The following is a 20,059-nucleotide window of genomic DNA, read 5'->3' as shown; positions in this document are numbered from 1 at the left end:
GTCAGTCCTCCTTCCGGGTGTCGTCGGTGTGCACGGCCTGCGACTCGCGGCCGGGCTGGTCCTCCGGACGCGGCCCGGGGACGGCGTCCAGCGGGGCCGGGGCGCCGCCGTTGCCGCTCGGCGCGGTCCAGTTCCGCTCGCGGGCCAGCCGGAGGCCGGCCAGTGAGGCCTTGCCGCCGGTCGGGCCCTCGTCGGCGCGGCCGTCGGGGAAGCCGGCCAGCACCCGCTCGGCCTCCCGCCAGGTGCAGATCGTGGCGCCGCGCGGCGACTTCACCTCGTTGCCCGCGCGCAGGTCGTCGACCAGCTGGGTGGCGGACTCCGGCGTCATGTCGTCGAAGAACTCCCAGTTGACCATCATCACCGGCGCGTAGTCGCAGGCGGCGTTGCACTCAAGGTGCTCGAGGGTGATCTTGCCGTCCTCGGTGGTCTCGTCGTTGCCGACGTCGAGGTGCTGCTTGAGCCGGTCGAAGATCAGGTCGCCGCCCATCACCGCGCAGAGCGTGTTGGTGCAGACGCCGACGTGGTAGTCGCCGACCGGGCGGCGCTTGTACATCGTGTAGAAGGTGGCCACCGCCGACACCTCGGCGCCGGTCAGCCCGAGCACCTCGGCGCACGCATCGATGCCCTCCGGGGTGACCCGGCCCTCGACCGACTGCACCAGGTGCAGCATCGGCAGCAGCGCGGACCGGGCGACCGGGTACCGGGCCGCGATCTCGCGCATCTCGGCGAGCGTGGTCTCGGTGATCTTCGAGTCGCCGGTGCTGTAGGGCACCGTCTTGTCGGTCGCAGTCGTGTGGTTCTCGGCCATTTAGCGGTCCACTCCACCCATCACCGGGTCAAGGCTGGCGACGGCGACGATCACGTCGGCGACCTGGCCGCCCTCGCACATGATCGGCATCGCCTGCAGGTTTGCGAAGGACGGGTCACGGAAGTGCACCCGGAACGGCTTGGTGCCGCCGTCGGAGACGACGTGCGCACCCATCTCGCCGCGCGGCGACTCGATCGCCACGTAGGCCTGGCCGGCCGGGACCCGGAAGCCCTCGGTGACCAGCTTGAAGTGATGGATCAGCGCTTCCATCGACTCGCCCATGATGTGCTTGATGTGGTCGAGCGAGTTGCCCATCCCGTCGGCGCCGACGGCCAGCTGGCTCGGCCAGGCGATCTTCTTGTCGGCCACCATCACCGGCTGGCCGTCCATCTTCTCCAGCCGGTCCGCGCACTGCTCGACGATCTTCAGCGACTCGTGCATCTCCTGCAGCCGGACGCGGAACCGCCCGTACGCGTCGGAGGAGTCCCAGGTCGGTACGTCGAAGTCGTACGTCTCGTACCCGCAGTACGGCTGGGACTTGCGCAGGTCCAGCGCGTACCCGGTGGAGCGCACCGTCGGGCCGGAGATGCCGAGCGCCATGCAGCCGGCCAGGTCCAGGTAGCCGACGTCCTGCAGCCGCGCCTTGAAGATCGGGTTCGCGTTGCAGAGCTCGGCGTACTCCTTGAGGTGCTTGTTCATCCACGTGATGTACTCGCGGATCTTGTCCAGCGCACCCGGCGGCAGGTCCTGCGCGACACCGCCCGGCCGGATGAACGCGTGGTTCATCCGCAGGCCGGTGATCAGCTCGAACAGGTCGAGGGTCTTCTCGCGCTCGCGGAAGCCGATCGTCATCACGGTCAGCGCGCCGATCTCCATACCGCCGGTGGCGATGCAGACCAGGTGGCTGCTGATCCGGTTGAGCTCCATCAGGAGCACCCGCATCACGTTGGCCTTCTCCGGGATCTGGTCCTCGATCCCGAGCAGCCGCTCGACCGACAGGCAGTACGCCGCCTCGTTGTAGAACGGCGACAGGTAGTCCATCCGGGTGCAGAACGTGACGCCCTGCGTCCAGGAGCGGAACTCCATGTTCTTCTCGATGCCGGTGTGCAGGTAGCCGATGCCGCAGCGGGCCTCGGTCACGTTCTCACCGTCGAGCTCGAGGATCAGCCGGAGCACGCCGTGCGTGGACGGGTGCTGCGGGCCCATGTTGACGACGACGCGCTCTTCGGGCTCCTCGCCGAGACCGGAGACGACCGAGTCCCAGTCCTGACCGGTGACGGTGAAGACCTTGCCCTCGGTGGTGTCCCGAGTGGTCGCGTAAGGGTCTGTAGTGGTCATCAGTTGTACGACCTCCGCGTGTCGGGCGGTGGGATGACAGCGCCCTTGTACTCGACGTCGATACCGCCGAGCGGGTAGTCCTTGCGCTGCGGGTGGCCCGGCCAGTCGTCGGGCATCTGGATCCGGGTGAGCGCCGGGTGACCGTCGAAGACGATCCCGAAGAAGTCCCAGGTCTCGCGCTCGTGCCAGTCGTTGGCCGGGTAGACCGAGACGATCGACGGGATGTGCGGGTCGGCGTCGGGCGCCGCCACCTCCAGCCGGATCCGCCGGTTGTGGGTGATCGACATGAAGTGGTACACGGCGTGCAGCTCGCGGCCGGTCTCGTGCGGGTAGTGCACGCCGCTGACCCCGGAGCAGAACTCGAACCGCAGCGCCTCGTCGTCGCGCAGGTGCTTGCACACCTCGACGATGTTCTCGCGCTTGACGTGCAGGGTCAGCTCGCCGCGGTCGACGACGACCTTCTCGATCGAGCCGTCGGCGGTCAGGCCCTCGAGCCGGTCCACCGCCGCGTCGAACCAGGAGCCGTACGGCCGCGGGGTCGCGCCGGGCAGCGCGACCTGGCGGCGCAGGCCGCCGAACCCGGAGGTGTCGCCGGTGCCGCGGACGCCGAACATGCCCTCGCGCTGGTCGATCACCTCCGCCTCGGGCGTCTGCGCGTCACTGGCCGCGGAGGTCGCCGGAAGGTTCTCGGGCTGGGAATCGCTCACCGCAGCAGACCCTTCATCTCGATCGTCGGGGCGGCGGTCAGCGCCGCGGCCTCCTGCTCGGTCTGCAGCGCCTTCTTGTGCGCGCCGAGCTTCATGTGCTGGATCTGGTCGTGGATCTTCAGGAACGCGTCCAGCAGCATCTCCGGCCGCGGCGGGCAGCCGGGCAGGTACATGTCGACCGGGACCACGTGGTCCACGCCCTGCACGATCGCGTAGTTGTTGAACATGCCGCCGGACGACGCGCAGACGCCCATCGCCAGCACCCACTTCGGGCCGGGCATCTGGTCGTAGATCTGGCGCAGCACCGGGGCCATCTTCTGGCTCACCCGGCCGGCCACGATCATCAGGTCGGCCTGCCGCGGCGAGGCCCGGAAGACCTCCATGCCGAACCGCGCGGCGTCGTACCGCGGCGCCCCGGTGGTCATCATCTCGATGGCGCAGCAGGCCAGCCCGAAGGTTGCCGGCCACAACGAGGCCTTGCGCATGTAGCCGAGCAGTCCTTCGACGGTGCTCAGCAGGACGCCGGCCGGAAGCTGTTCCTCAAGACCCATGTCAGTCCCACTCCAGTCCGCCGCGGCGCCACACGTAGGCGTACGCGACGAAGACGGTGACGATGAAGATGACCATCTCGATCAGCCCGAACAGCGCCATCTGGTCGAAGGCGACCGCCCACGGGTAGAGGAAGATGATCTCGATGTCGAACACGATGAACAGCATCGCGGTGATGTAGTACTTCACCGGGAAGCGGCCACCGCCGACCGGCTGCGGCGTCGGCTCGATGCCGCACTCGTACGAGTCCAGCCGGGCCCGGTTGTACCGCTTCGGGCCGACCAGCGCACTGACGGCGATACTGCCCGCGACGAAGAGCGCCGCGAGCACACCTAGAGCGAGAATCGGTGTGTAGGGTTGCATCGCTGCGTGCTCCCTCCTTCAGCCGGTTGAGTCTGTTGTTCCGGATCAGCCCTCAGAGGACTGTGTTATCAGTACCGCTGTGGCTCAGCTCACTCGCCCCGCCGCTCAGGCCGCGGGAGCGAGCTTCGTGAGGCCGTTGATGATTTTGTCCATCACGTCCCCGTCGCGCGGGTCCGTGAGGTTGGCCAGCAACTTCAGGGTGAACTTCATCAGGGTGGTGCGCGGCAGACCGTACTTGGTGCACAGCCGCATCACCTCCGGATTTCCGATCAGCTTCACGAAGATCCGGCCGAGCGTGTAGTAGCCGCCGTACTCCTGCTTGAGCGCCTTCGGGTACGCCGACAGCGCGCGCTCGCGCTGGTGCGGCTGCCGGCGCAGCGCCTGGGCGGCGACCTCGGCGGCGAACGCCCCGGACTCCATCGCGTACGGGATGCCCTCGCCGTTGAACGGGTTGACCATGCCGCCGGCGTCGCCGAGCAGCATCAGCCCGCGGGTGTAGTGCGGCTGCCGGTTGAAGCCCATCGGCAGCGCGGCCCCGCGGATCGGGATGGTCTGGAACTCGTCGGTGAACTGCCACTCCGGCGGCGTGTTCTTCAGCCACGCCTTCAGCAGGTCGGCGTAGTCGACCTTGCCGAACGCGTCGGAGGTGTTCAGGATGCCGAGCCCGACGTTGACCGTGCCGTCGCCCATCCCGAAGATCCAGCCGTACCCCGGCAGCAGCACCTTCTGGCCCGGCTGCTTGGGGTCGTCGGCCCACAGCTCGAGCCAGGACTCCAGGTAGTCGTCGTTGGTCCGCGGGCTGGTGAAGTAGGTCCGGACGGCGACGCCCATCGGGCGGTCGTCGCGCTTGTGCAGGCCCATCGCGATGCTCAGCCGGGACGAGTTGCCGTCGGCCGCCATCACCAGTGGCGCCCGGAACTCGAGGTCGTCGCCGGCCCGGCGGCCGTTGTCGTCGACCGGCTTGGCGGTGACGCCGACGATGTGGCCGCGGTCGTCCAGGATCGGGCCGCTGACGTTGGTCCGCTCGCGCAGCCGCGCCCCGGCCTTCACGGCCTGCCGGGCGAGCATGTCGTCGAAGTCCATCCGGTTCCGGGTCAGGCCGTAGTTCGGGTGGCTGGCCAGGTCCGGCCAGTCGAGCTGCAGCACGTGCCCGGCGCCCTGGATGCGGAGGCCGTAGTTGCGGATCCAGCCCGCCTCTTCGGAGATGTCGATGCCCATGTTGATCAGCTGCTTGGTGCCGCGCGGGGTCAGCCCGTCGCCGCACACCTTCTCCCGCGGGAACGCGGTCTTCTCCAGCAGCAGGACGTCCAGTCCGGCGTTCGCCAGGTGGTACGCGGCCGCCGATCCGGCGGGTCCGGCACCGACGACGATCACATCGGCGGTCTCCGCCTGCTGCCCGCTCGGCACGCTCTGGCTCATCTCTTCCCGGCCTGGATGGTTGGGGGGCTGTGCGCTCGTGAAGTGATTCACGAGCCCTCTTCACTCGACAGTCTAGGACTGCCTGACTCGGACACGAAACTCGCCCCAACGGCCTTGCAGGCAAGCGATTTACGCATAATTTCCGTTGCGTAATTAACTGGGCTTCATCCCCCGGTGGATGGCGACCAGGCCGCCGCTCAGGTTGCGCCACTGGACGCGGGTCCAGCCGGCACCCTCGATCGCCCGGGCCAGCGGCTCCTGCGGCAGCCACGCCCGGGTCGACTCCGCCAGGTACTCGTACGCGTCGGGGTTGGTCGACACCACCTTCGCCACCGCGGGCACCGCGCGCATCATGTACTCCAGGTACACGACCCGGAACGGCTTCCAGGTCGGATGCGACTGCTCGAGTACGACGAGCCGCCCGCCCGGCCGGGTCACGCGCAGCATCTCCGCGAGCGCCACCGTGACGTCGTTCACGTTCCGCAGCGCCCAGGAGATCGTCACCACGTCGAACGTGTCGTCGGCGAACGGCAGCCGGAGCGCGTCGCCGGCGATCAGGTCCAGCTCGGGGTGCCTGCGCTTGCCGACCCGCAGCATGCCGACCGAGAAGTCGCAGGACACCACCTCGGCGCCCGCCTCGCGCAGCTTGATGCTGGACGCGCCGGTGCCGGCCGCCAGGTCGAGGATCCGCAGCCCCTTCCGCGGCGCGATCTCGGCCAGCGTCGCGGGCCGCCAGTACAGCTTCTCCAGCCCCATCGTGGCGACCGCGTTGGTCCGGTCGTACCCCTCGGCCACGTTGTCGAACATGGCCGCCACGTCGTGCGGCTGCTTGCTGAGATCTGCGCGTGTCACCTGTCTAGTTCATCACGCGGGTCATCGGCGGCCGGACGGCAGGCATACGCTGTGATGTCGTGAGTGCATCTCCAGGTAGCCGTGCGGCCCTCGCGACCCGAGGCCCCGCACCGCAGTTGGTGGTTCGCAGTCAGCTGGTGGACGGGGTGTCGGCGCACCTGCTGGACCATCTGCCGGACGAGGGCGGACTCGCGTGGGTACGGCGGGGCGACGGGCACGTCGGCTGGGGCGTCGCCGCCCGGCTCGACGTTGCCGGGAGCAACCGCTTCGAGGAGGCCGCGACCTGGTGGCGGGAGCTGACCGCCGCCGCGGTGATCCGCGACGAGGCCGGCGTGCCGGGCTCCGGGCTGGTCTGCTTCGGGTCGTTCGGCTTCACCGACTCCGACCCGGGTGAGCTGGTCGTTCCCGAGGTGATCGTCGGCCGCCGCGGCGACAGCACCTGGGTGACCACGATCTCCCCGGCGAGCTCGCTGGCGGCCCCGCCGGAGCTCGAGGTCCACGAGCCCTCCCCGGTGTACGACGTGACGTTCGCGGACGGCGCCCGTACCGGGACGGACTGGTCGAGCATCGTCGCCGACGCGGTCCGCCGGATCACCGCCGGCGAGCTCGACAAGGTGGTGCTGGCCCGCGACCTGATCGCGATCGCCGCGCAGCCGATCGACCTGCGCTGGCCGCTGCGCCGGCTCGCGGCGGCGTACCCGAACTGCTGGACGTTCGCGGTCGACGGCCTGATCGGCGCCACCCCGGAGCTGCTGGTCCGCCGGGAGAAGGGCCTGATCACGTCCCGGGTGCTGGCCGGCACGATCCGCCGTACCGGCGACGACGCGCACGACCTGGCGCTGGCCGCGTCGCTGGCCCGGTCGTCGAAGGACCTCGAGGAACACGAGTTCGCGGTCCGCTCGGTCGCGGACGCGCTCGAGCCGCACTGCTCGTCGATGAACGTCCCGGAGACCCCGTTCGTGCTGCACCTGCCGAACGTGATGCACCTGGCCACCGACGTCGCCGGCGTCGCGAACAACGGCGCGTCCGCGCTCGGCCTGGCCGCGGCCCTGCATCCGTCGGCGGCGGTCTGCGGTACGCCGACGCCGGTCGCCCGGGACCTGATCGGCGAGATCGAGGGCATGCGGCGCGGCCGGTTCAGCGGACCGGTCGGGTGGATGGACGCCGCGGGCGACGGCGAGTGGTGCATCGCGCTGCGCTGCGGCCAGGCCGACCCGGACGAGCCGCGCCGGATGCGGTTGTTCGCGGGCGCCGGGATCGTCGCGGGTTCCGACCCGGACGCCGAACTGGCCGAGACGAACGCGAAGCTGGTGCCGATGAGAGACGCGTTGGGAGACTGATCCGTGAAGCTGACCAAGTTCGCACACGCCTGCGTCCGGCTCGAGAAGGACGGCAAGGTGCTGCTCATCGATCCGGGGACGTTCAGCGAGGACGCCGCCTTCGAGCGGGCCGACGCGGTCCTGGTCACGCACGAGCACCCGGACCACGTCGACGTCGAGCGGCTGCGCGGCCTGCAGGCGCCGATCTTCACCACGGCCGGCGTCGCGGCGCAGCTGGACGACGAGCGGGTGACGGTGGTGGCCGACGGCGAGTCGTTCGACGCCGGCGGTTTCGCGATCCGCGCGTACGGCAAGGACCACGCGGTGATCCTGCCGGAGCTGGGCGTGCCGTGCGAGAACATCGGCTACCTGGTCGACGACGCGGTCTACCACCCCGGCGACTCGTTCACGCGGCCGGACCGTGAGGTGCACACGAACCTGGTGCCGATCTCGGGCCCGTGGTTCGCGCTGCCCGCGGCCGTGGAGTATGCCCGGTCGGTCAAGGCGGAGCAGACCGTCGGCATCCACAACGCGCTGCTCAGCGACATCGGTCTCGGCATGATGAAGCGCTGGATCGGCGAGGCCGGCGGGCGCGCCTACCACGGGCTGACCCCTGGTCAGTCGATCGAGCTCAGCTGAAACCGTCGCAGATCCGCCACGGTCTCGAAGCCGAGCTGCTGGTAGACGCCGTGCGAGTGCGGATTGCCGAGGTCCGTGCGTAGACAGACCTCGGCGGGCTGCAGGTTCCGCGCGACCAGCGCCGTCAGCGCGGCGCCGTACCCACGTCGCCTGAACTCCGGCGGCGTGTAGATCGGCCCAAGTCGTACGACGCCACGCTGCGGCGGCCGGTGCGCCGCCATCGCAACGGGCCGGCCGCCGGCCTCGAGCATCCACAACCGGCCCTGCGCGATCATCACCCGGACGCGCTCGTCCTCGTCCGCGGAACGTGCCACCGTCCAGCCCCGGCGCGCGTCCTCGTCCTGCTCCATCTCGGTCAGCCAGCCCGCACACAGGTCGGCGTCGCCCTTGCCGGCCGGTCGCGCTTCCCCTTGTACGTCGGGGATCCGCAGCCGCCCGAGCCGGTACAGGCGGACGCCGCCGCGCTCCTCGACCTGCTTGCCGACGGCAACGGCCCAGGCGTTGGCGAACCGTTCGGCGACCTCGCCCTCGCCCTCGATCGCGGACGACTCCGGCGCCGCGTCGAGCAGCCGCGTCACGAGCTCGTCGACCTGGTCCGCGGGGACGTCGGCGAGCCGGATCCCGCGCGGCTCCCGGGCCACCGCGGACGCGCCGCCGGACGTCACCACGCGCACGCCGCCGGCGTCCAGCTCCTCGAGCAGGACGACGTGCCGGACCGGATCAAGTGAAGTCATAGTCGACGAAGTCCCGGACCGGCCGGTAGCCGATGGCCGCGTAGATCTTGTTGGAGGTCGGGTTGCCGAGGTCGGTGTAGAGACACGCCTGGTTGCCGTCAGCAAGGATCCGCGCGGTGACGTGAGCGGTCAACGCGCCGGCGTACCCGTGCCGGCGCCGCTCGGGCGGTGTGTAGACCGGACCGACGCGGCAGACGCCGAAGAGCGCGAGGTGATGGCCGGCCATGCTGACCGGCTCGCCGTCGATCTCCCAGATCCACAGCGTGCCGTGTTCCAGGTGCTGCTCGGCCCATTCGCGGTGGCCGGAGGTCAGTTCCTCGGCGAAGCCGTCCTGACCCCAGCCGGCCACCAGTTCGACCTCGTCCGGGCGCATCGGACGCGGGCCGCCCGCTTCGGCAGCGACCTGGTTGAACTCGACCAGCTGGTGCAGCCGCGTCCCCCGACCCTCGGTCGCGCTGCCGCCGCGGCGTTCACACCAGCGGCGTGCGAAGGCCCGCGCGGCGAGATGGTCACCGGCGACACCGACCAGGTCCGGCAGGACGTCGGTGTACGCGTCGGCGATCGGTACGGCGAGCTCCTCGGACAGGGCGCCGAGGTACACGCCGCGGCCCGGGGTCCGCATCGCGACACCGACCACGTCCGGGTCGTGGACCGAGACGAAGTACGACGGTTCGTCCTCGGCGCGGGCGGTGCCGTTCGCACGCTCGTGGACGTTGCTCATGATGATCGTGTGCAGCACCGGATCCTGTTGCAGGAAAGGGAACACGGCCTGCTCGAACGCCCGTGGATCGCTCGTCACGCGCACATCCATAACCCGGAGCGTACGCCTGCGACCGGTCGCGCGGCCCCGGATTTACACTGCGGGCATGTCGACCACGCGGTTGTTGCTGCTCGGGATCGTCCGGATCTTCCAGCCGGCGTACGGGTACCAGCTGCGGCGTGAGCTGATGACCTGGAAGGTCGAGAGCTGGGCGAACATCAACCCCGGCTCGATCTACACCGGGCTCCGGACGCTGGCCAAGCACGGCTACCTGCAGGAGCTCGAGGACGACGGCTCGCACCGGCCCGGGCGGACGTCGTACAAGCTGACCGCCGACGGCGAGACGGAGTACTTCTCGCTGCTGCGGGAGATGTTGTGGACGGTCGACAGCTTCCACCCCGACCGGATGCAGGCCACGCTGAGCTTCCTGTGGTCGCTGCGGCGCGACGAGGTGATCGCGGCGATGGAGGCCCGGGTCAGCCAGCTGGAGTCGCTCGCGAAGTCGGCGCCGTTCGCCGAGCGGCAGGTGCTCGAGGACCCCGGAACGCCGAACCACGTGGTCGAGATGTTCCGGATCACGACGGCCCGCGACGACGGCGAGCTGCGCTGGACCCGGGAGTTCCTGGACCGGATCCGGGACGGCGCCTACGCGTTCGCCGGCGAGCCCGCCGACTGGAAGCCGCATCCGGGCATGGTGACCCACTGGGGGGAGATCCCGGACCCGCCGGACGCGCGTTAATCAAGTTTGACTAGTCAAAGTTGATCACTCAGACTGGCTCGCATGATGATCGAAGCACGCGGGCTTGTCCGCACCTTCAAGACGAAGCGGGGCCCGGTCCAGGCCGTGCAGGGGGTTGATCTGGACGTGGCCGACGGCGAGATCGTCGGCTTCCTCGGCCCGAACGGGGCCGGCAAGACCACCACGATGCGGATGCTGGCGACGCTGATCAAGCCGACGTCGGGGACCGCGACCGTGGCCGGCTGCGACCTCGCCAAGGACCCGGTCGGGGTCCGCCGCCGGATCGGGTACGTCCCACAGAGCGGCTCCACGCTGCCCGAGGCGGTGGCCGGCGACGAGGTGGTCGACCACGCCCGGCTGTACGGGGTACCGAAAGCGCAGGCGGCTGAGCACGGGCAGCGGCTCTTCGAGGAGCTCGACCTGCCCGGCCTCTGGCGGCGCCAATGCAAGACGCTGTCCGGCGGGCAGCGCCGCCGCCTGGACATCGTGATGGGCCTGATCCACGACCCGAAGCTGATCTTCCTGGACGAGCCGACCACTGGCCTCGACCCGCAGGCCCGGGCGAACCTCTGGGAGCACATCCGCGGTCTCCGCGACCGCGGCGCGACGATCTTCCTCACCACGCACTACCTGGACGAGGCGGACGCGCTCTGCGACCGGATCCTGGTCATCGACCACGGCAGGATCGTCGCCTCCGGTACGCCGGACAACCTCAAGCAGCAGGTCTCCGGCGACGCGGTCCGGCTGAGCCTCGCCGACCCGGCGCAGGCGCCGGCCGTGACGAAGATCGTCCAGGAGCTGCCCGGCGCGACCCAGGTCGAGACCGACGGCGACGTGGTCGGGTTCCGGATCCCGCGCGGCGGGTCGGTGCTGCCGGGGCTGCTCCGGTCGATCGACGCCCAGGGCATCGAGCTCGACGGCGTCGAGGTGCACCGGCCGACGCTCGACGACGTGTTCCTGACCATGACCGGCCGCTCGCTGCGCGACGAGGACGCCGTGGTATCTGAGGAGAAGGAGACTGTGGCATGACTGTCCTCCGTGAGACGTGGATCGTGTTCCACCGGGCGATGCGGCTGTCGCTGCGGAACCCGATGTGGTCGATCCTGATGCTCAGCCAGCCGCTGATGTACCTGTTCCTGTTCGGCCCGCTGCTGAAGCCGATCACCGCCCAGATCAGTCAGGGCGCCACCACGAACGCCTACCAGGTGTTCATCCCCGGCCTGATCGTCCAGCTCGGCATGTTCGGTGCGATGTTCGTCGGCTTCGGGCTGATCGCGGAGTACCGGGCCGGCGTGATCGAGGCCGACCGGGTCACCCCGGCCTCCCGGATCGCGCTGATGGCGGGGCGGGTACTGCGGGACGTCGTGGTGCTCGTGGTGCAGTCGATGCTCCTGCTGCTCGCCGCGCTGCCACTGGGCCTGCGCGCGCCGTGGGGCGGCGTACTGCTGTCGCTGGTGATCGTCGCGCTGCTGGGCGCCACGTTCGCCTCGCTGTCGTACTCCGTCGCGCTCATCACGAAGAGCGAGGACGCGCTGGCGCCGCTGCTGAACGGCATCGCCATGCCGCTCCTGCTGCTGTCCGGCATCCTGCTGCCGATGCAGATCGGCCCGACGTGGCTGCAGCGGCTGTCCGACATCAGCCCGTTGAAGCACGTGGTGAACGGCGTCCGCGCCCTGTTCCGCGGCGACATCAGCAGCTCGTCGTCGCTGTGGGGCCTGTTCTGGGTGGTGCTGCTGACCGTCATCGGATTGGCTGTCGGGGCAAGAACCTTCCGCAAGGAATCCGCTTGATGTTCATCGTGTCGTCGCATGGCCGGGCTACGGTCCGGCCATGCGTTCGCCGATGGTCCGTGGGGTCGTCGGCGCTGTTGTAGTCGCGCTGGCGAGTCTGGTGACCTCGGTGGTACCGGAGTCGTCCTGGGTCGACCCCATCCCGCTACGGCACTCGCTGCCCGGCCGGATGGTTGGGCTGACGTTCATGGTGGCCGGGCTCGGGCTGATGGCCTGGGCCTGGCTGACCGCGGGCAGGCGCGTCATGGCGGGCGAACGGCTGCCGCTGCTGCGGATGACGGCGTACTGGAGCGCACCGCTGTTGCTGGCGCCGCCGCTGTTCAGCCGCGACGCCTGGAGTTACGCGGCGCAGGGCGCGCTCGTGGCCGAGGGCTACAACCCGTACGACGTGGGCCCCGGAGTACTGTCCGGGCACATCATCGAGGCGGTCGACCCGATGTGGATGCAGACACCTGCGCCGTACGGGCCGCTGCCACTCGCGTACGGCGGTCTGGTCGCCCACCTCACCATGGACCCGTACGTGCTGATGCTGGCGCACCGCCTGCTCGCCGTACTCGGCCTGGTCCTCATCGCTTGGGCAGTACCGCGGCTGGCCACCGCCTGTCGTGTCGACCCGGTTGTCGCGACCTGGCTCGTGGTGCTGAACCCCATGCTGATCACCCACGGCATCGGCGCGGCCCACAACGACGTACTGATGCTGGGGCTCGCCTGCAGCGCCTTCGCTCTCGCACTGACCGGTCGTTGGGGTACGGCGGCTGTCGTGGCCGGTGTTGCGGCCGCAGTGAAGCTGCCCGGTGGCTTGGTGGTGATCGCTATCGCTGCTGTGATGAGCCCGTTGGCCGGACGGGTACTGCGGTTCGCCAGCCTCGCTATCGCGGGAGCTGTGTCCGTGCTGACGCTGGTGACGATCGGTGCGCTGACCGGTGTCGGCTCCGGGTGGCTCGGTGCGCTCGACGTACCTGGTCTGGTCCGTTCACCGTTCTCCATCGCCAACCTGATCGGCATGGCCGCGTCCGGCGTCCTCAGCTGGCTGGGTGAGGACACCGCGGCGGAGCAGGCTCTGCAGATCGTCCGGCTGGTCGGTATCGTGGCAGCGCTCGGCCTCATCGCCTACCTGAGTCTGCGGTCGTCGATCCACTACGCGGCGCGGGCTGTGGGTGTCGCGCTGCTCGCGGTCGTCGTACTGGGGCCGAGCGCGCACGACTGGTACTTCCTGTGGTGCCTGCCGTTCCTGGCCGTGGCGCGTCCCGGTCGCCGGCTGACGACGATCATCACCGCCGTCAGCCTGATCTTCACGATCGCCGCGCCGCTGAACTCCTCACTGCGCGGCGCGACGATCCCGATCCTCACCACGACCGCGCTGGTGATCGCGATCGCGCTGCCGCTGCTGAACCACCTGCGGACGTTGCAGCCGGCGCGGAAGGTGCCTGTTACAGCTGCTTGAGCGCCGCGACCAAGGCCTGGTTGAGCGGGCGGTGGTTGTCGCGGGCGATCCGTACCTCGATCACGTCCAGCCCTGCCACAGTGGGGGCGAGTGCGGCCCGCAGCGCGTCGGCGGTCTCCACCAGCGTGTACGGCGTACCGGTGGCGGCGCACAGTGCGGACAGGTCGACGTCGTGCGGCGTGCCGAAGACGCGCTCGAAGTGCGTGGCGTGCGTGGGGTCGCCCTGTTCGAGGGTGGAGAAGATGCCGCCGCCGTTGTCGTTCACGACGACGATCCGCAGGTCGGGGCGGGCCTCGTCGGGGCCGATCACCAGGCCGTTGCTGTCGTGCAGGAAGGCGAGATCACCGATCAGCGCGTACGTCGGGCCGGCGTTCGCCAGGGCCGCGCCGACAGCGGTGGAGATCGTGCCGTCGATGCCGGCCAGGCCGCGGTTAGCGATCGTACGGATCGGGACGACCGGGGCCAGGTCGAGGTCGCGGACCGGGTTCGAGGAGGCGACGACGAGCATGCCGTCGGCGCCGGCCGCTTCGCCGACGATCGCCGCGACGCGCGGTCCGCTGAGGCCGTCCGCGAGGAGCTTGTCGATCTCCGGACGAGCTGCTTCGTCGGCGTGCTGCCATCGGCTGAGCCAGTCGGTCGTGTCGGGGTCAGTCACCTCGAGGGCTGTCACCACCGCCTTGGCGCGGCGCGCCGGATCCGGCCACAGTCCGGTCGGTGCCACCACGACCAGCTCGACGTCGGGCCGGGCGAGCAGCTTCGAGATCGGCCGCGACAGGGTCGGGTGGCCGTAGACCAGGACGCGCTCGATCTCGTCCGCGAGCGCGCTTGCCTGCAGCAACAACCTGTAGGCAGCGACGACCGATGGGCCGGTGCGGGCCCGACTGGACGGCTCTGCGAAAAGCGGCCATCGACCGGCTTCGGCCGCCAGCCGGGCCGCTTGGGAGGCCCCGTCACCAGCAACGACCACCGTCTTGGGGCCTGGGGAGACTGCAGTCGCCTGGGTGCTTGCCGGGTGCACCGCGGTCCACGGTCCGGTGCTGCGGCCGTTGAGCGGTTCCGGCCATTCAGGTCCGTCGGTAGGGACCAGTGGCTCGCTGAGCGGGCAGTTGAGCTGTACCGGTCCGGGGTCCGCAGAACGGGCACCTGTCGCGTTGGCCACGGCTCTCGCGACCTGTGACCGCCAGTACGCCACCTGGCCGACCTCGCGGACCGGCGTACCCATCTCGTGGAACAGACGGACCGCAGAGCCGAACACCTTGATCTGGTCGGTCGTCTGGTTCGCACCGCTGCCTCGCAGGGCAGGTGGGCGGTCCGCGCTCAGCACGATCAGCGGGAGGCCGCTGTGCGACGCCTCCAGTACAGCGGGGTGCAGGTTCGCTACCGCAGTACCTGAGGTTGTCACCACGGGCACCGGCAGTCCGGTGCCGCGCATCAGCCCGACGGCCAGGAAGCCCGCCGTACGCTCGTCGATGCGGACGTGCAGGCGTAGGCGGCCGTCACGGTCGGCGGCTGCGAGCGCCAGGGCCAGGGGCGCGCTGCGGGAGCCAGGGGACACCACTGCCTCGCGTACGCCGCAGCGGATCAGCTCGTCGACCACTACGGTCGCGAAAGCCGTGGACGGGTTCATCCGGCACTCCTCTTCTGCACGCGAGCCAAGCGCTCGTTCCACGCCGCCGTACGGGCCGCATCCGCCGTTGGTAGGTCCGGGTCCGGCACGACGCGCCTGACCGGGAGAAAGCCGTCTTCCGGGAGCAGTGGCTCGGCGGTGACGTCTCGCGTGAACATCGAGACTGTCGCCAGACCGCACGCGTACGGGAGCTCTGGGAGCGCCGCGGCGAGCGCGACGCCTGCTGCGATGCCGACCGAGGTCTCGAGGGCTGACGACACCACTACGGGCAGTCCGATCTGCTCCGCGATCTGCAGGCAGGCACGGACACCGCCGATGGGCTGGACCTTCAGTACGGCGATGTCCGCCGCGTCGAGCGCTTTGACGCGCAACGGATCCTCGGCGCGCCGGATCGACTCGTCGGCAGCTACGGGTACGGCGGTCCGCCGCCGTACCTCCGCCAACTCCTCCACGGTTGCCGACGGCTGCTCGACGTACTCGAGGTCGAACCGCTGCAGCTCCTTCAGGTTCTTCACGGCTTCGTCTACCGACCAGAGGCCGTTGGCGTCGATGCGGACGTTTCCGTTTCCGATGGCGTCGCGTACTGCTTCCACGCGTGCCAGGTCGTCGGCGAGCGTTTGGCCCGGCTCTGCGACCTTGACCTTCGCTGTACTGCACCCGGAGGCTCTGACAATGGCTGCGGCCTTCTCGGCGTCTACGGCCGGCACGGTGCAGTTGACGGGCACCTTGTCCCGGAGGGGTTTCGGCCAGCCTTCCTCGGCGGCCTCGCGCGCTGCCCGCAGCCAGGAGACACAGGTGGCGTCGTCGTAGTCCAGGAACGGGCTCCACTCGGCCCAGCCCGCGGGGCCTTCGTACAGCATCCCTTCGCGCACGGTGATGCCGCGGAACTTGTTCTTGAGGTGGATCGAGTAGGTGATCACCGCACGCCCTCCAGCAACCGCTGCCGGTCAACCTTGCCCGAAGCAAGCATCGGCAGCTCCGGGAGCTGAACGACGTCCTGCGGCGCCCAGGTCCGCGGCAACGTCTCGCTGACCCAGTCGCGGAGCTCGTCCCGGGCCGGATCCTCGGCTTCCGGGACCACGAAGGCGACCACTCTCGTCCCCCACTCGGCGTCGGGCACACCCAGCACCACGGCGTCCCGCACCTTCGGATGCTCCAGCAGCCGCGCCTGCACCGTGGTCAGCGTGACGTTGACGCCACCAGAGATGACCACGTCGTCCACCCGGCCGACGACCCGCAGCCGCCCGTCGACGATCTCCCCACGGTCCTGCGTCCGGAACCACCCGTCCCGCAGTACCTCCGCGGTGAGCTCCGGCTTCAACCGATACCCGGAGAACAACGTGTTCCCCTTGATCAGAATCCGCCCGCCGTCGAGCCGTATCGACGTACCGTCCAACGGCACTCCGTCGTACACACACCCACTACCGGTCTCGGTCATCCCGTACGCCGGAATCGCGTTCACGCCGGCTGCCGCAGCCCTGGCCTTGAGCGCTGCCGGGGTCGCCGCACCGCCGATGACGATCGCGTCGAACACCCGGAGCCCTTCGAGGTCCGTCTCCAGGTAGCGCGCGAGCTGGGTCGGCACCATCGCCGTGTACCGCCTGGTGCCTGTCAACTGCTTGGCGCTCTCCGTGAAACTGTCGCCCAACACCACCGGCGACGTACGCGCCACCAACGACCGCGTGAGTATCTGCAACCCACCCACAAAGTAGGGCTTCATCGGCAACAGCCATTGCCCCGGCCCGCCAAGCCGCTCATGCGTAGCTGCCGCCGACGCCACCAGCGCGTCCCGCGAAAGCACCACGCCCTTCGGCTCCCCCGACGACCCAGAGGTCGTCAACACCACAGCAGTCCCCTCGTCCACCGGCTCCTCGGGCACCACCGCCTCCCGAACCCGAGCAGCCCCCACCGCATCCCCCGGCACCGGCGCAAACGGCCCTCCGCTCCCGTCCAACACCCCAGCGAGCGCCGCCAACACCCCGTCCGGCGCCCCCGGAACCAGTCGCAAAGTACTCATGACACTCCGAGCGTACGGCCCACCGCCTCCGCCCCTCGCGCCCGCCCAACGACCAAGCCGACGCATCGAGCCGTGGAGAAAGGTTCCGAACCCGATCGCCGAGTCGTGGAACACGGCTCTCGAAACACCGCCAGAATCCACGACTCGCGGGGCGTGGACAGGGGCGGGACCGTGGCGGGACCGTGGCGGTCCGAGCCCGGTCCGCGTGGTCGGTGCGAGCCCGGTCCGCGTGGTCGGTGCGAGCCCGGTCCGCGTGGTCGGCCGTGTGGCTGACAGAATCGACGGTCATGGCCACCCCTGCCCAGTGGGTCGAAGGCGCCCGCCCCCGCACCCTGCCTGCCGCGATCGCCCCCGTACTCGTCGGAACCGGCGCCGCGGCGTACCTGGACGCCTTCGTCTGGTGGAAGGCACTCCTCGCCCTAGGTGTCGCCCTGGCCCTGCAGATCGGCGTCAACTACGCCAACGACTACAGCGACGGTATCCGCGGCACAGACGAGAACCGCGTCGGCCCGCTCCGCCTCGTCGGCTCCAAGGTGGCCACTCCGCGCGCAGTGAAGACCGCCGCCTTCGCCTGCTTCGCGATCGGCGCCGCCCTGGGCATCGTCCTCTGCGCCACCACCACCTGGTGGCTCCTGGTGGCCGGCGCCGCCTCCCTGCTCGGCGCGTGGTTCTACACCGGCGGCAAACGCCCCTATGGCTACCGAGCCCTCGGCGAGGTCAGCGTCTTCCTCTTCTTCGGGCTCGTAGCCGTCCTGGGTACGACGTACGTCCAAGCCGAAACCCTCCACTGGACAGCCATCGCCGGCGCCGTCTCAGTAGGCGCCATCGCCTGCGCCCTCCTGGTGGCCAACAACCTCCGGGACATCCCCACCGACTCGGAAACCGGCAAGCGCACGCTGGCAGTGGTGCTGGGCGCCGCCCTGTCCCGCCGCTTCTACGCCGCCCTGACCACCCTGGCCTTCGTCCTGGCCGCAGTCTCCGCCATCGCCACCCCCTGGGCGCTCCTCGCCTTCATAGCTCTCCCCCTGGCAGTGAAGTCCACTCGAATCGTCCTGAGCGACGCAGTAGGCCCCGCCCTGATCCCGGTCCTCAAATTCACCGGCCTGACCGAGCTCCTCTACGCCGTCGGCCTCGGCCTAGGCCTGGCCCTCGGCAGCTGAACCCACGCCGGCCAGCCCCATGAGCAGCACCAAGGGGGCCGACAGAGCCAACCCGTCGCGCACCACCACGTTCAGCTCGCTGCGGAACCGCGACTTCCGGCTGTACATGGCCGGCAGCGTCAGCTCGTCCACAGGCTCCTGGGTCCTCCGCATCGCCCAGGACTGGCTCGTACTGAGCCTGACCGGCAGCCCCGCGGCGGTCGGACTGACCATCGCCTTGCAGAGCCTGCCCACTCTCCTGCTCACCGTGCCGGGCGGAGCACTCGCCGACCGCTACCCGATGCGCAGGATCGTGCAGCTCTCCTACGCGGGCTTCGCTGTGCTGGCGGCGCTCTTGGCCGCCCTGACCCTCACCCAAGTCGTGCAGGCATGGCACCTACAACTGATTGCCCTAGGCACCGGAATCACCGCCGCCCTCAGTACCCCGGCACGGCAAGTGTTCGTCCACGAACTGGTCGGCTCGACCCAGCTACGCAACGCAGTCAGCCTCAACAGCGCAGCCCTGCAACTAGCCGGCCTCATCGGGCCCGCACTGAGTGGCGTGCTGATGGGCGTGGCCGGCGTCGGCTGGTCGTTCGCGATCACCGCAGCGTCGTACGTCGTCCCGATCCTGGCGCTGACCAGGATGCGCAGCGAGCAAGTACGAACCCGGCCGCCGCAACGCGCCCGCTTGCGCACCGGCCTCAGGTACGCCGCCCAACGCCCCGACATCCTCTGGCCGACACTCCTGGTCAGCCTGTTCGGGCTCTTCACCGCGAACCTGCCCGTCGTACTGGCGCCGTACGCCAAAGACGTCTTCCACAGCGGCGCCAGCGGCTACGGCCTCTTCAACACCGTAGTAGCCGCCGGCGCCCTGCTAGGAGCACTAGTCTCCGCCAGACTCGGTCGCACACGCCTACGCACCCTGATGGCGTTCGCAGCCGCCCTCTCGCTCCTCTACATCGCGGCCGCGGCCGCCACGACCCAACTGGTGTTCTGCGGAATCCTGCTCAGCGTCGGCGCCGCAACCATGCTCGTCAACGCCTCCGCCAACTCCACAGTCCAACTGGCCTCCCCGCCCACCATGCGCGGCCGGGTCATGGCCCTCTACGTCCTGACCTACTACACCGCCACCACCGCAGGCGCCCCCATCGCAGGCACCCTCATCGAACACCTAGGCCCCCGCCCGTACTTGCTCCTGGCCGGCGGCGCCCAGGCCACAATCTGCCTACTGATCACAGCCCGCCTGGCCATCGCCCGCTCGTGGGCGCATCCGATGACCTGACCTGCCGGGCCAGGGGCCAGGTCCAGGCGTAGCGCAGGATGAGGGCGAGAAGGATCAGTTCCAGTGCGACGCCCAGGCCGTAGAAGTACAGCCAGGACTCGCTCACCAGGTTGAACGCCGTGACGGGGACGTAGAGCGCGGCGACGACGAGGTTCGCGATGCGATTCGCCCGGGCGGGCAGCGTCATCGACAGCACGACCATGAGGATCGGGATGCCCACGAGGGCCAGCGCCGTGGTCGAAAAGGTCTGGGAGAGGTCGAACTCGAAGACCCTGCCGTCGAGGATCTCTTCGACGACGCCAGGCGTGAAGAAGTTGAGAATGTCGACGTACGCGTACAGGAACATGAAGCTCGTCCACGCTGCGGCGAGCTTGGCTCGCACCGGGACCGGCTGGTCTTCCAGTGGTGTGGCTTGACGTGTACTCATCCTTGGCTCCGTGTGTGGTGAGGATCGGTGCGTCCACGATCGCGAAGCCCTGCGGCGGGCACATCGGCCCGGAGGCCGGAGGTCGCCTGGCCGATGGCATGAT

General features: G+C 69.6%; 21 protein-coding genes. 8 read left to right on the top strand and 13 right to left on the bottom strand.

Annotation, left to right across the window (positions count from 1 at the left end; genetic code table 11):
* Position 1: 1 nt before the first annotated feature.
* The 7 genes from nuoE to ABN611_RS16475 all read right to left on the bottom strand — a co-directional run bounded on the left by nuoE (position 2) and on the right by ABN611_RS16475 (position 6,036).
* Positions 2-808, bottom strand: a complete 807-nt coding sequence (gene nuoE, locus ABN611_RS16505; protein ID WP_350280760.1) for an NADH-quinone oxidoreductase subunit NuoE — start codon at positions 806-808, stop codon at positions 2-4.
* Positions 809-2,146 carry an NADH-quinone oxidoreductase subunit D gene (locus ABN611_RS16500; protein WP_350280759.1) on the bottom strand — a complete coding sequence of 446 codons (1,338 nt, stop codon included), beginning with the start codon at positions 2,144-2,146 and terminating at the stop codon, positions 809-811.
* Positions 2,146-2,781: an NADH-quinone oxidoreductase subunit C gene (locus ABN611_RS16495; RefSeq protein WP_350281649.1), complete on the bottom strand. Its 636-nt coding sequence runs from the start codon at positions 2,779-2,781 to the stop codon at positions 2,146-2,148. Before ABN611_RS16495 ends, ABN611_RS16500 begins: the two co-directional genes overlap by 1 nt.
* Positions 2,782-2,849: 68 nt before the next feature.
* Positions 2,850-3,404, bottom strand: a complete 555-nt coding sequence (locus ABN611_RS16490; protein WP_131286677.1) for an NADH-quinone oxidoreductase subunit B — start codon at positions 3,402-3,404, stop codon at positions 2,850-2,852.
* A 1-nt stretch (position 3,405) separates the two neighbouring features.
* The gene (locus tag ABN611_RS16485; RefSeq protein WP_350280758.1) at positions 3,406-3,765 is read right to left on the bottom strand and encodes an NADH-quinone oxidoreductase subunit A; all 360 of its coding nucleotides are present in this window, start codon (positions 3,763-3,765) and stop codon (positions 3,406-3,408) included.
* Between the two features lie 105 nt (positions 3,766-3,870).
* Complete coding sequence (locus ABN611_RS16480) at positions 3,871-5,184, bottom strand: geranylgeranyl reductase family protein (protein WP_350280757.1); 1,314 nt, start codon at positions 5,182-5,184, stop codon at positions 3,871-3,873.
* Between the two features lie 153 nt (positions 5,185-5,337).
* Positions 5,338-6,036 carry a demethylmenaquinone methyltransferase gene (locus ABN611_RS16475; RefSeq protein WP_350280756.1) on the bottom strand — a complete coding sequence of 233 codons (699 nt, stop codon included), beginning with the start codon at positions 6,034-6,036 and terminating at the stop codon, positions 5,338-5,340.
* A 59-nt stretch (positions 6,037-6,095) separates the two neighbouring features.
* On the opposite strand from ABN611_RS16475, the gene ABN611_RS16470 reads away from it, so the two are divergent.
* Together ABN611_RS16470 and ABN611_RS16465 are read left to right on the top strand one after the other, a co-directional pair.
* On the top strand, positions 6,096-7,376 hold the full coding sequence (locus ABN611_RS16470) for an isochorismate synthase (protein WP_350280755.1): 1,281 nt from the start codon (positions 6,096-6,098) through the stop codon (positions 7,374-7,376).
* A gap of 3 nt (positions 7,377-7,379) precedes the next feature.
* Positions 7,380-7,994, top strand: a complete 615-nt coding sequence (locus ABN611_RS16465; protein WP_350280754.1) for an MBL fold metallo-hydrolase — start codon at positions 7,380-7,382, stop codon at positions 7,992-7,994.
* Here ABN611_RS16465 and ABN611_RS16460 read toward each other — a convergent pair.
* Positions 7,973-8,728, bottom strand: a complete 756-nt coding sequence (locus ABN611_RS16460; RefSeq protein ID WP_350280753.1) for a GNAT family N-acetyltransferase — start codon at positions 8,726-8,728, stop codon at positions 7,973-7,975. The genes ABN611_RS16465 and ABN611_RS16460 overlap by 22 nt on opposite strands.
* Positions 8,715-9,539, bottom strand: a complete 825-nt coding sequence (locus tag ABN611_RS16455) for a GNAT family N-acetyltransferase (protein WP_350280752.1) — start codon at positions 9,537-9,539, stop codon at positions 8,715-8,717. Before ABN611_RS16455 ends, ABN611_RS16460 begins: the two co-directional genes overlap by 14 nt.
* Before the next feature lie 55 nt (positions 9,540-9,594).
* On the opposite strand from ABN611_RS16455, the gene ABN611_RS16450 reads away from it, so the two are divergent.
* The 4 genes from ABN611_RS16450 to mptB are packed head-to-tail and all read left to right on the top strand — an operon-like array spanning position 9,595 to position 13,461.
* On the top strand, positions 9,595-10,227 hold the full coding sequence (locus ABN611_RS16450; RefSeq protein ID WP_350280751.1) for a PadR family transcriptional regulator: 633 nt from the start codon (positions 9,595-9,597) through the stop codon (positions 10,225-10,227).
* Positions 10,228-10,269: 42 nt separating this feature from the next.
* Positions 10,270-11,256 carry an ATP-binding cassette domain-containing protein gene (locus ABN611_RS16445; protein ID WP_350280750.1) on the top strand — a complete coding sequence of 329 codons (987 nt, stop codon included), beginning with the start codon at positions 10,270-10,272 and terminating at the stop codon, positions 11,254-11,256.
* Positions 11,253-12,017 carry an ABC transporter permease gene (locus ABN611_RS16440; RefSeq protein WP_167205529.1) on the top strand — a complete coding sequence of 255 codons (765 nt, stop codon included), beginning with the start codon at positions 11,253-11,255 and terminating at the stop codon, positions 12,015-12,017. Before ABN611_RS16445 ends, ABN611_RS16440 begins: the two co-directional genes overlap by 4 nt.
* Before the next feature lie 40 nt (positions 12,018-12,057).
* Positions 12,058-13,461, top strand: coding sequence for a polyprenol phosphomannose-dependent alpha 1,6 mannosyltransferase MptB (mptB, locus tag ABN611_RS16435; protein ID WP_350280749.1), 1,404 nt, complete (start codon positions 12,058-12,060; stop codon positions 13,459-13,461).
* Here the strand turns inward: mptB and menD are convergent.
* Genes menD through menE form a run of 3 tightly spaced genes read right to left on the bottom strand, consistent with a single transcriptional unit; the run spans position 13,448 to position 17,105 of the window.
* Positions 13,448-15,088: a 2-succinyl-5-enolpyruvyl-6-hydroxy-3-cyclohexene-1-carboxylic-acid synthase gene (menD, locus tag ABN611_RS16430; protein WP_350280748.1), complete on the bottom strand. Its 1,641-nt coding sequence runs from the start codon at positions 15,086-15,088 to the stop codon at positions 13,448-13,450. The genes mptB and menD overlap by 14 nt on opposite strands.
* Positions 15,085-16,008, bottom strand: a complete 924-nt coding sequence (locus ABN611_RS16425; protein WP_350280747.1) for an o-succinylbenzoate synthase — start codon at positions 16,006-16,008, stop codon at positions 15,085-15,087. Before ABN611_RS16425 ends, menD begins: the two co-directional genes overlap by 4 nt.
* Positions 16,005-17,105: an o-succinylbenzoate--CoA ligase gene (gene menE / locus ABN611_RS16420; RefSeq protein WP_350280746.1), complete on the bottom strand. Its 1,101-nt coding sequence runs from the start codon at positions 17,103-17,105 to the stop codon at positions 16,005-16,007. The genes ABN611_RS16425 and menE overlap by 4 nt, the downstream gene beginning before the upstream one ends.
* A 287-nt stretch (positions 17,106-17,392) precedes the next feature.
* On the opposite strand from menE, the gene ABN611_RS16415 reads away from it, so the two are divergent.
* Positions 17,393-18,265, top strand: coding sequence for a 1,4-dihydroxy-2-naphthoate polyprenyltransferase (locus ABN611_RS16415; RefSeq protein ID WP_350280745.1), 873 nt, complete (start codon positions 17,393-17,395; stop codon positions 18,263-18,265).
* A 19-nt stretch (positions 18,266-18,284) separates the two neighbouring features.
* Complete coding sequence (locus tag ABN611_RS16410) at positions 18,285-19,529, top strand: MFS transporter (protein WP_350280744.1); 1,245 nt, start codon at positions 18,285-18,287, stop codon at positions 19,527-19,529.
* Here the strand turns inward: ABN611_RS16410 and ABN611_RS16405 are convergent.
* Entirely contained in the window at positions 19,480-19,956 is a 477-nt protein-coding gene (locus ABN611_RS16405; RefSeq protein ID WP_350280743.1) for a DUF6326 family protein, read from the bottom strand. The genes ABN611_RS16410 and ABN611_RS16405 overlap by 50 nt on opposite strands.
* Positions 19,957-20,059 lie beyond the last annotated feature (103 nt).

It is taken from the genome of Kribbella sp. HUAS MG21 (assembly GCF_040254265.1).
Lineage (GTDB): Bacteria > Actinomycetota > Actinomycetes > Propionibacteriales > Kribbellaceae > Kribbella.
The sequence above is the reverse complement of the archived record's forward strand: the minus strand, read 5'-3'. Positions and strand labels throughout refer to the sequence as shown.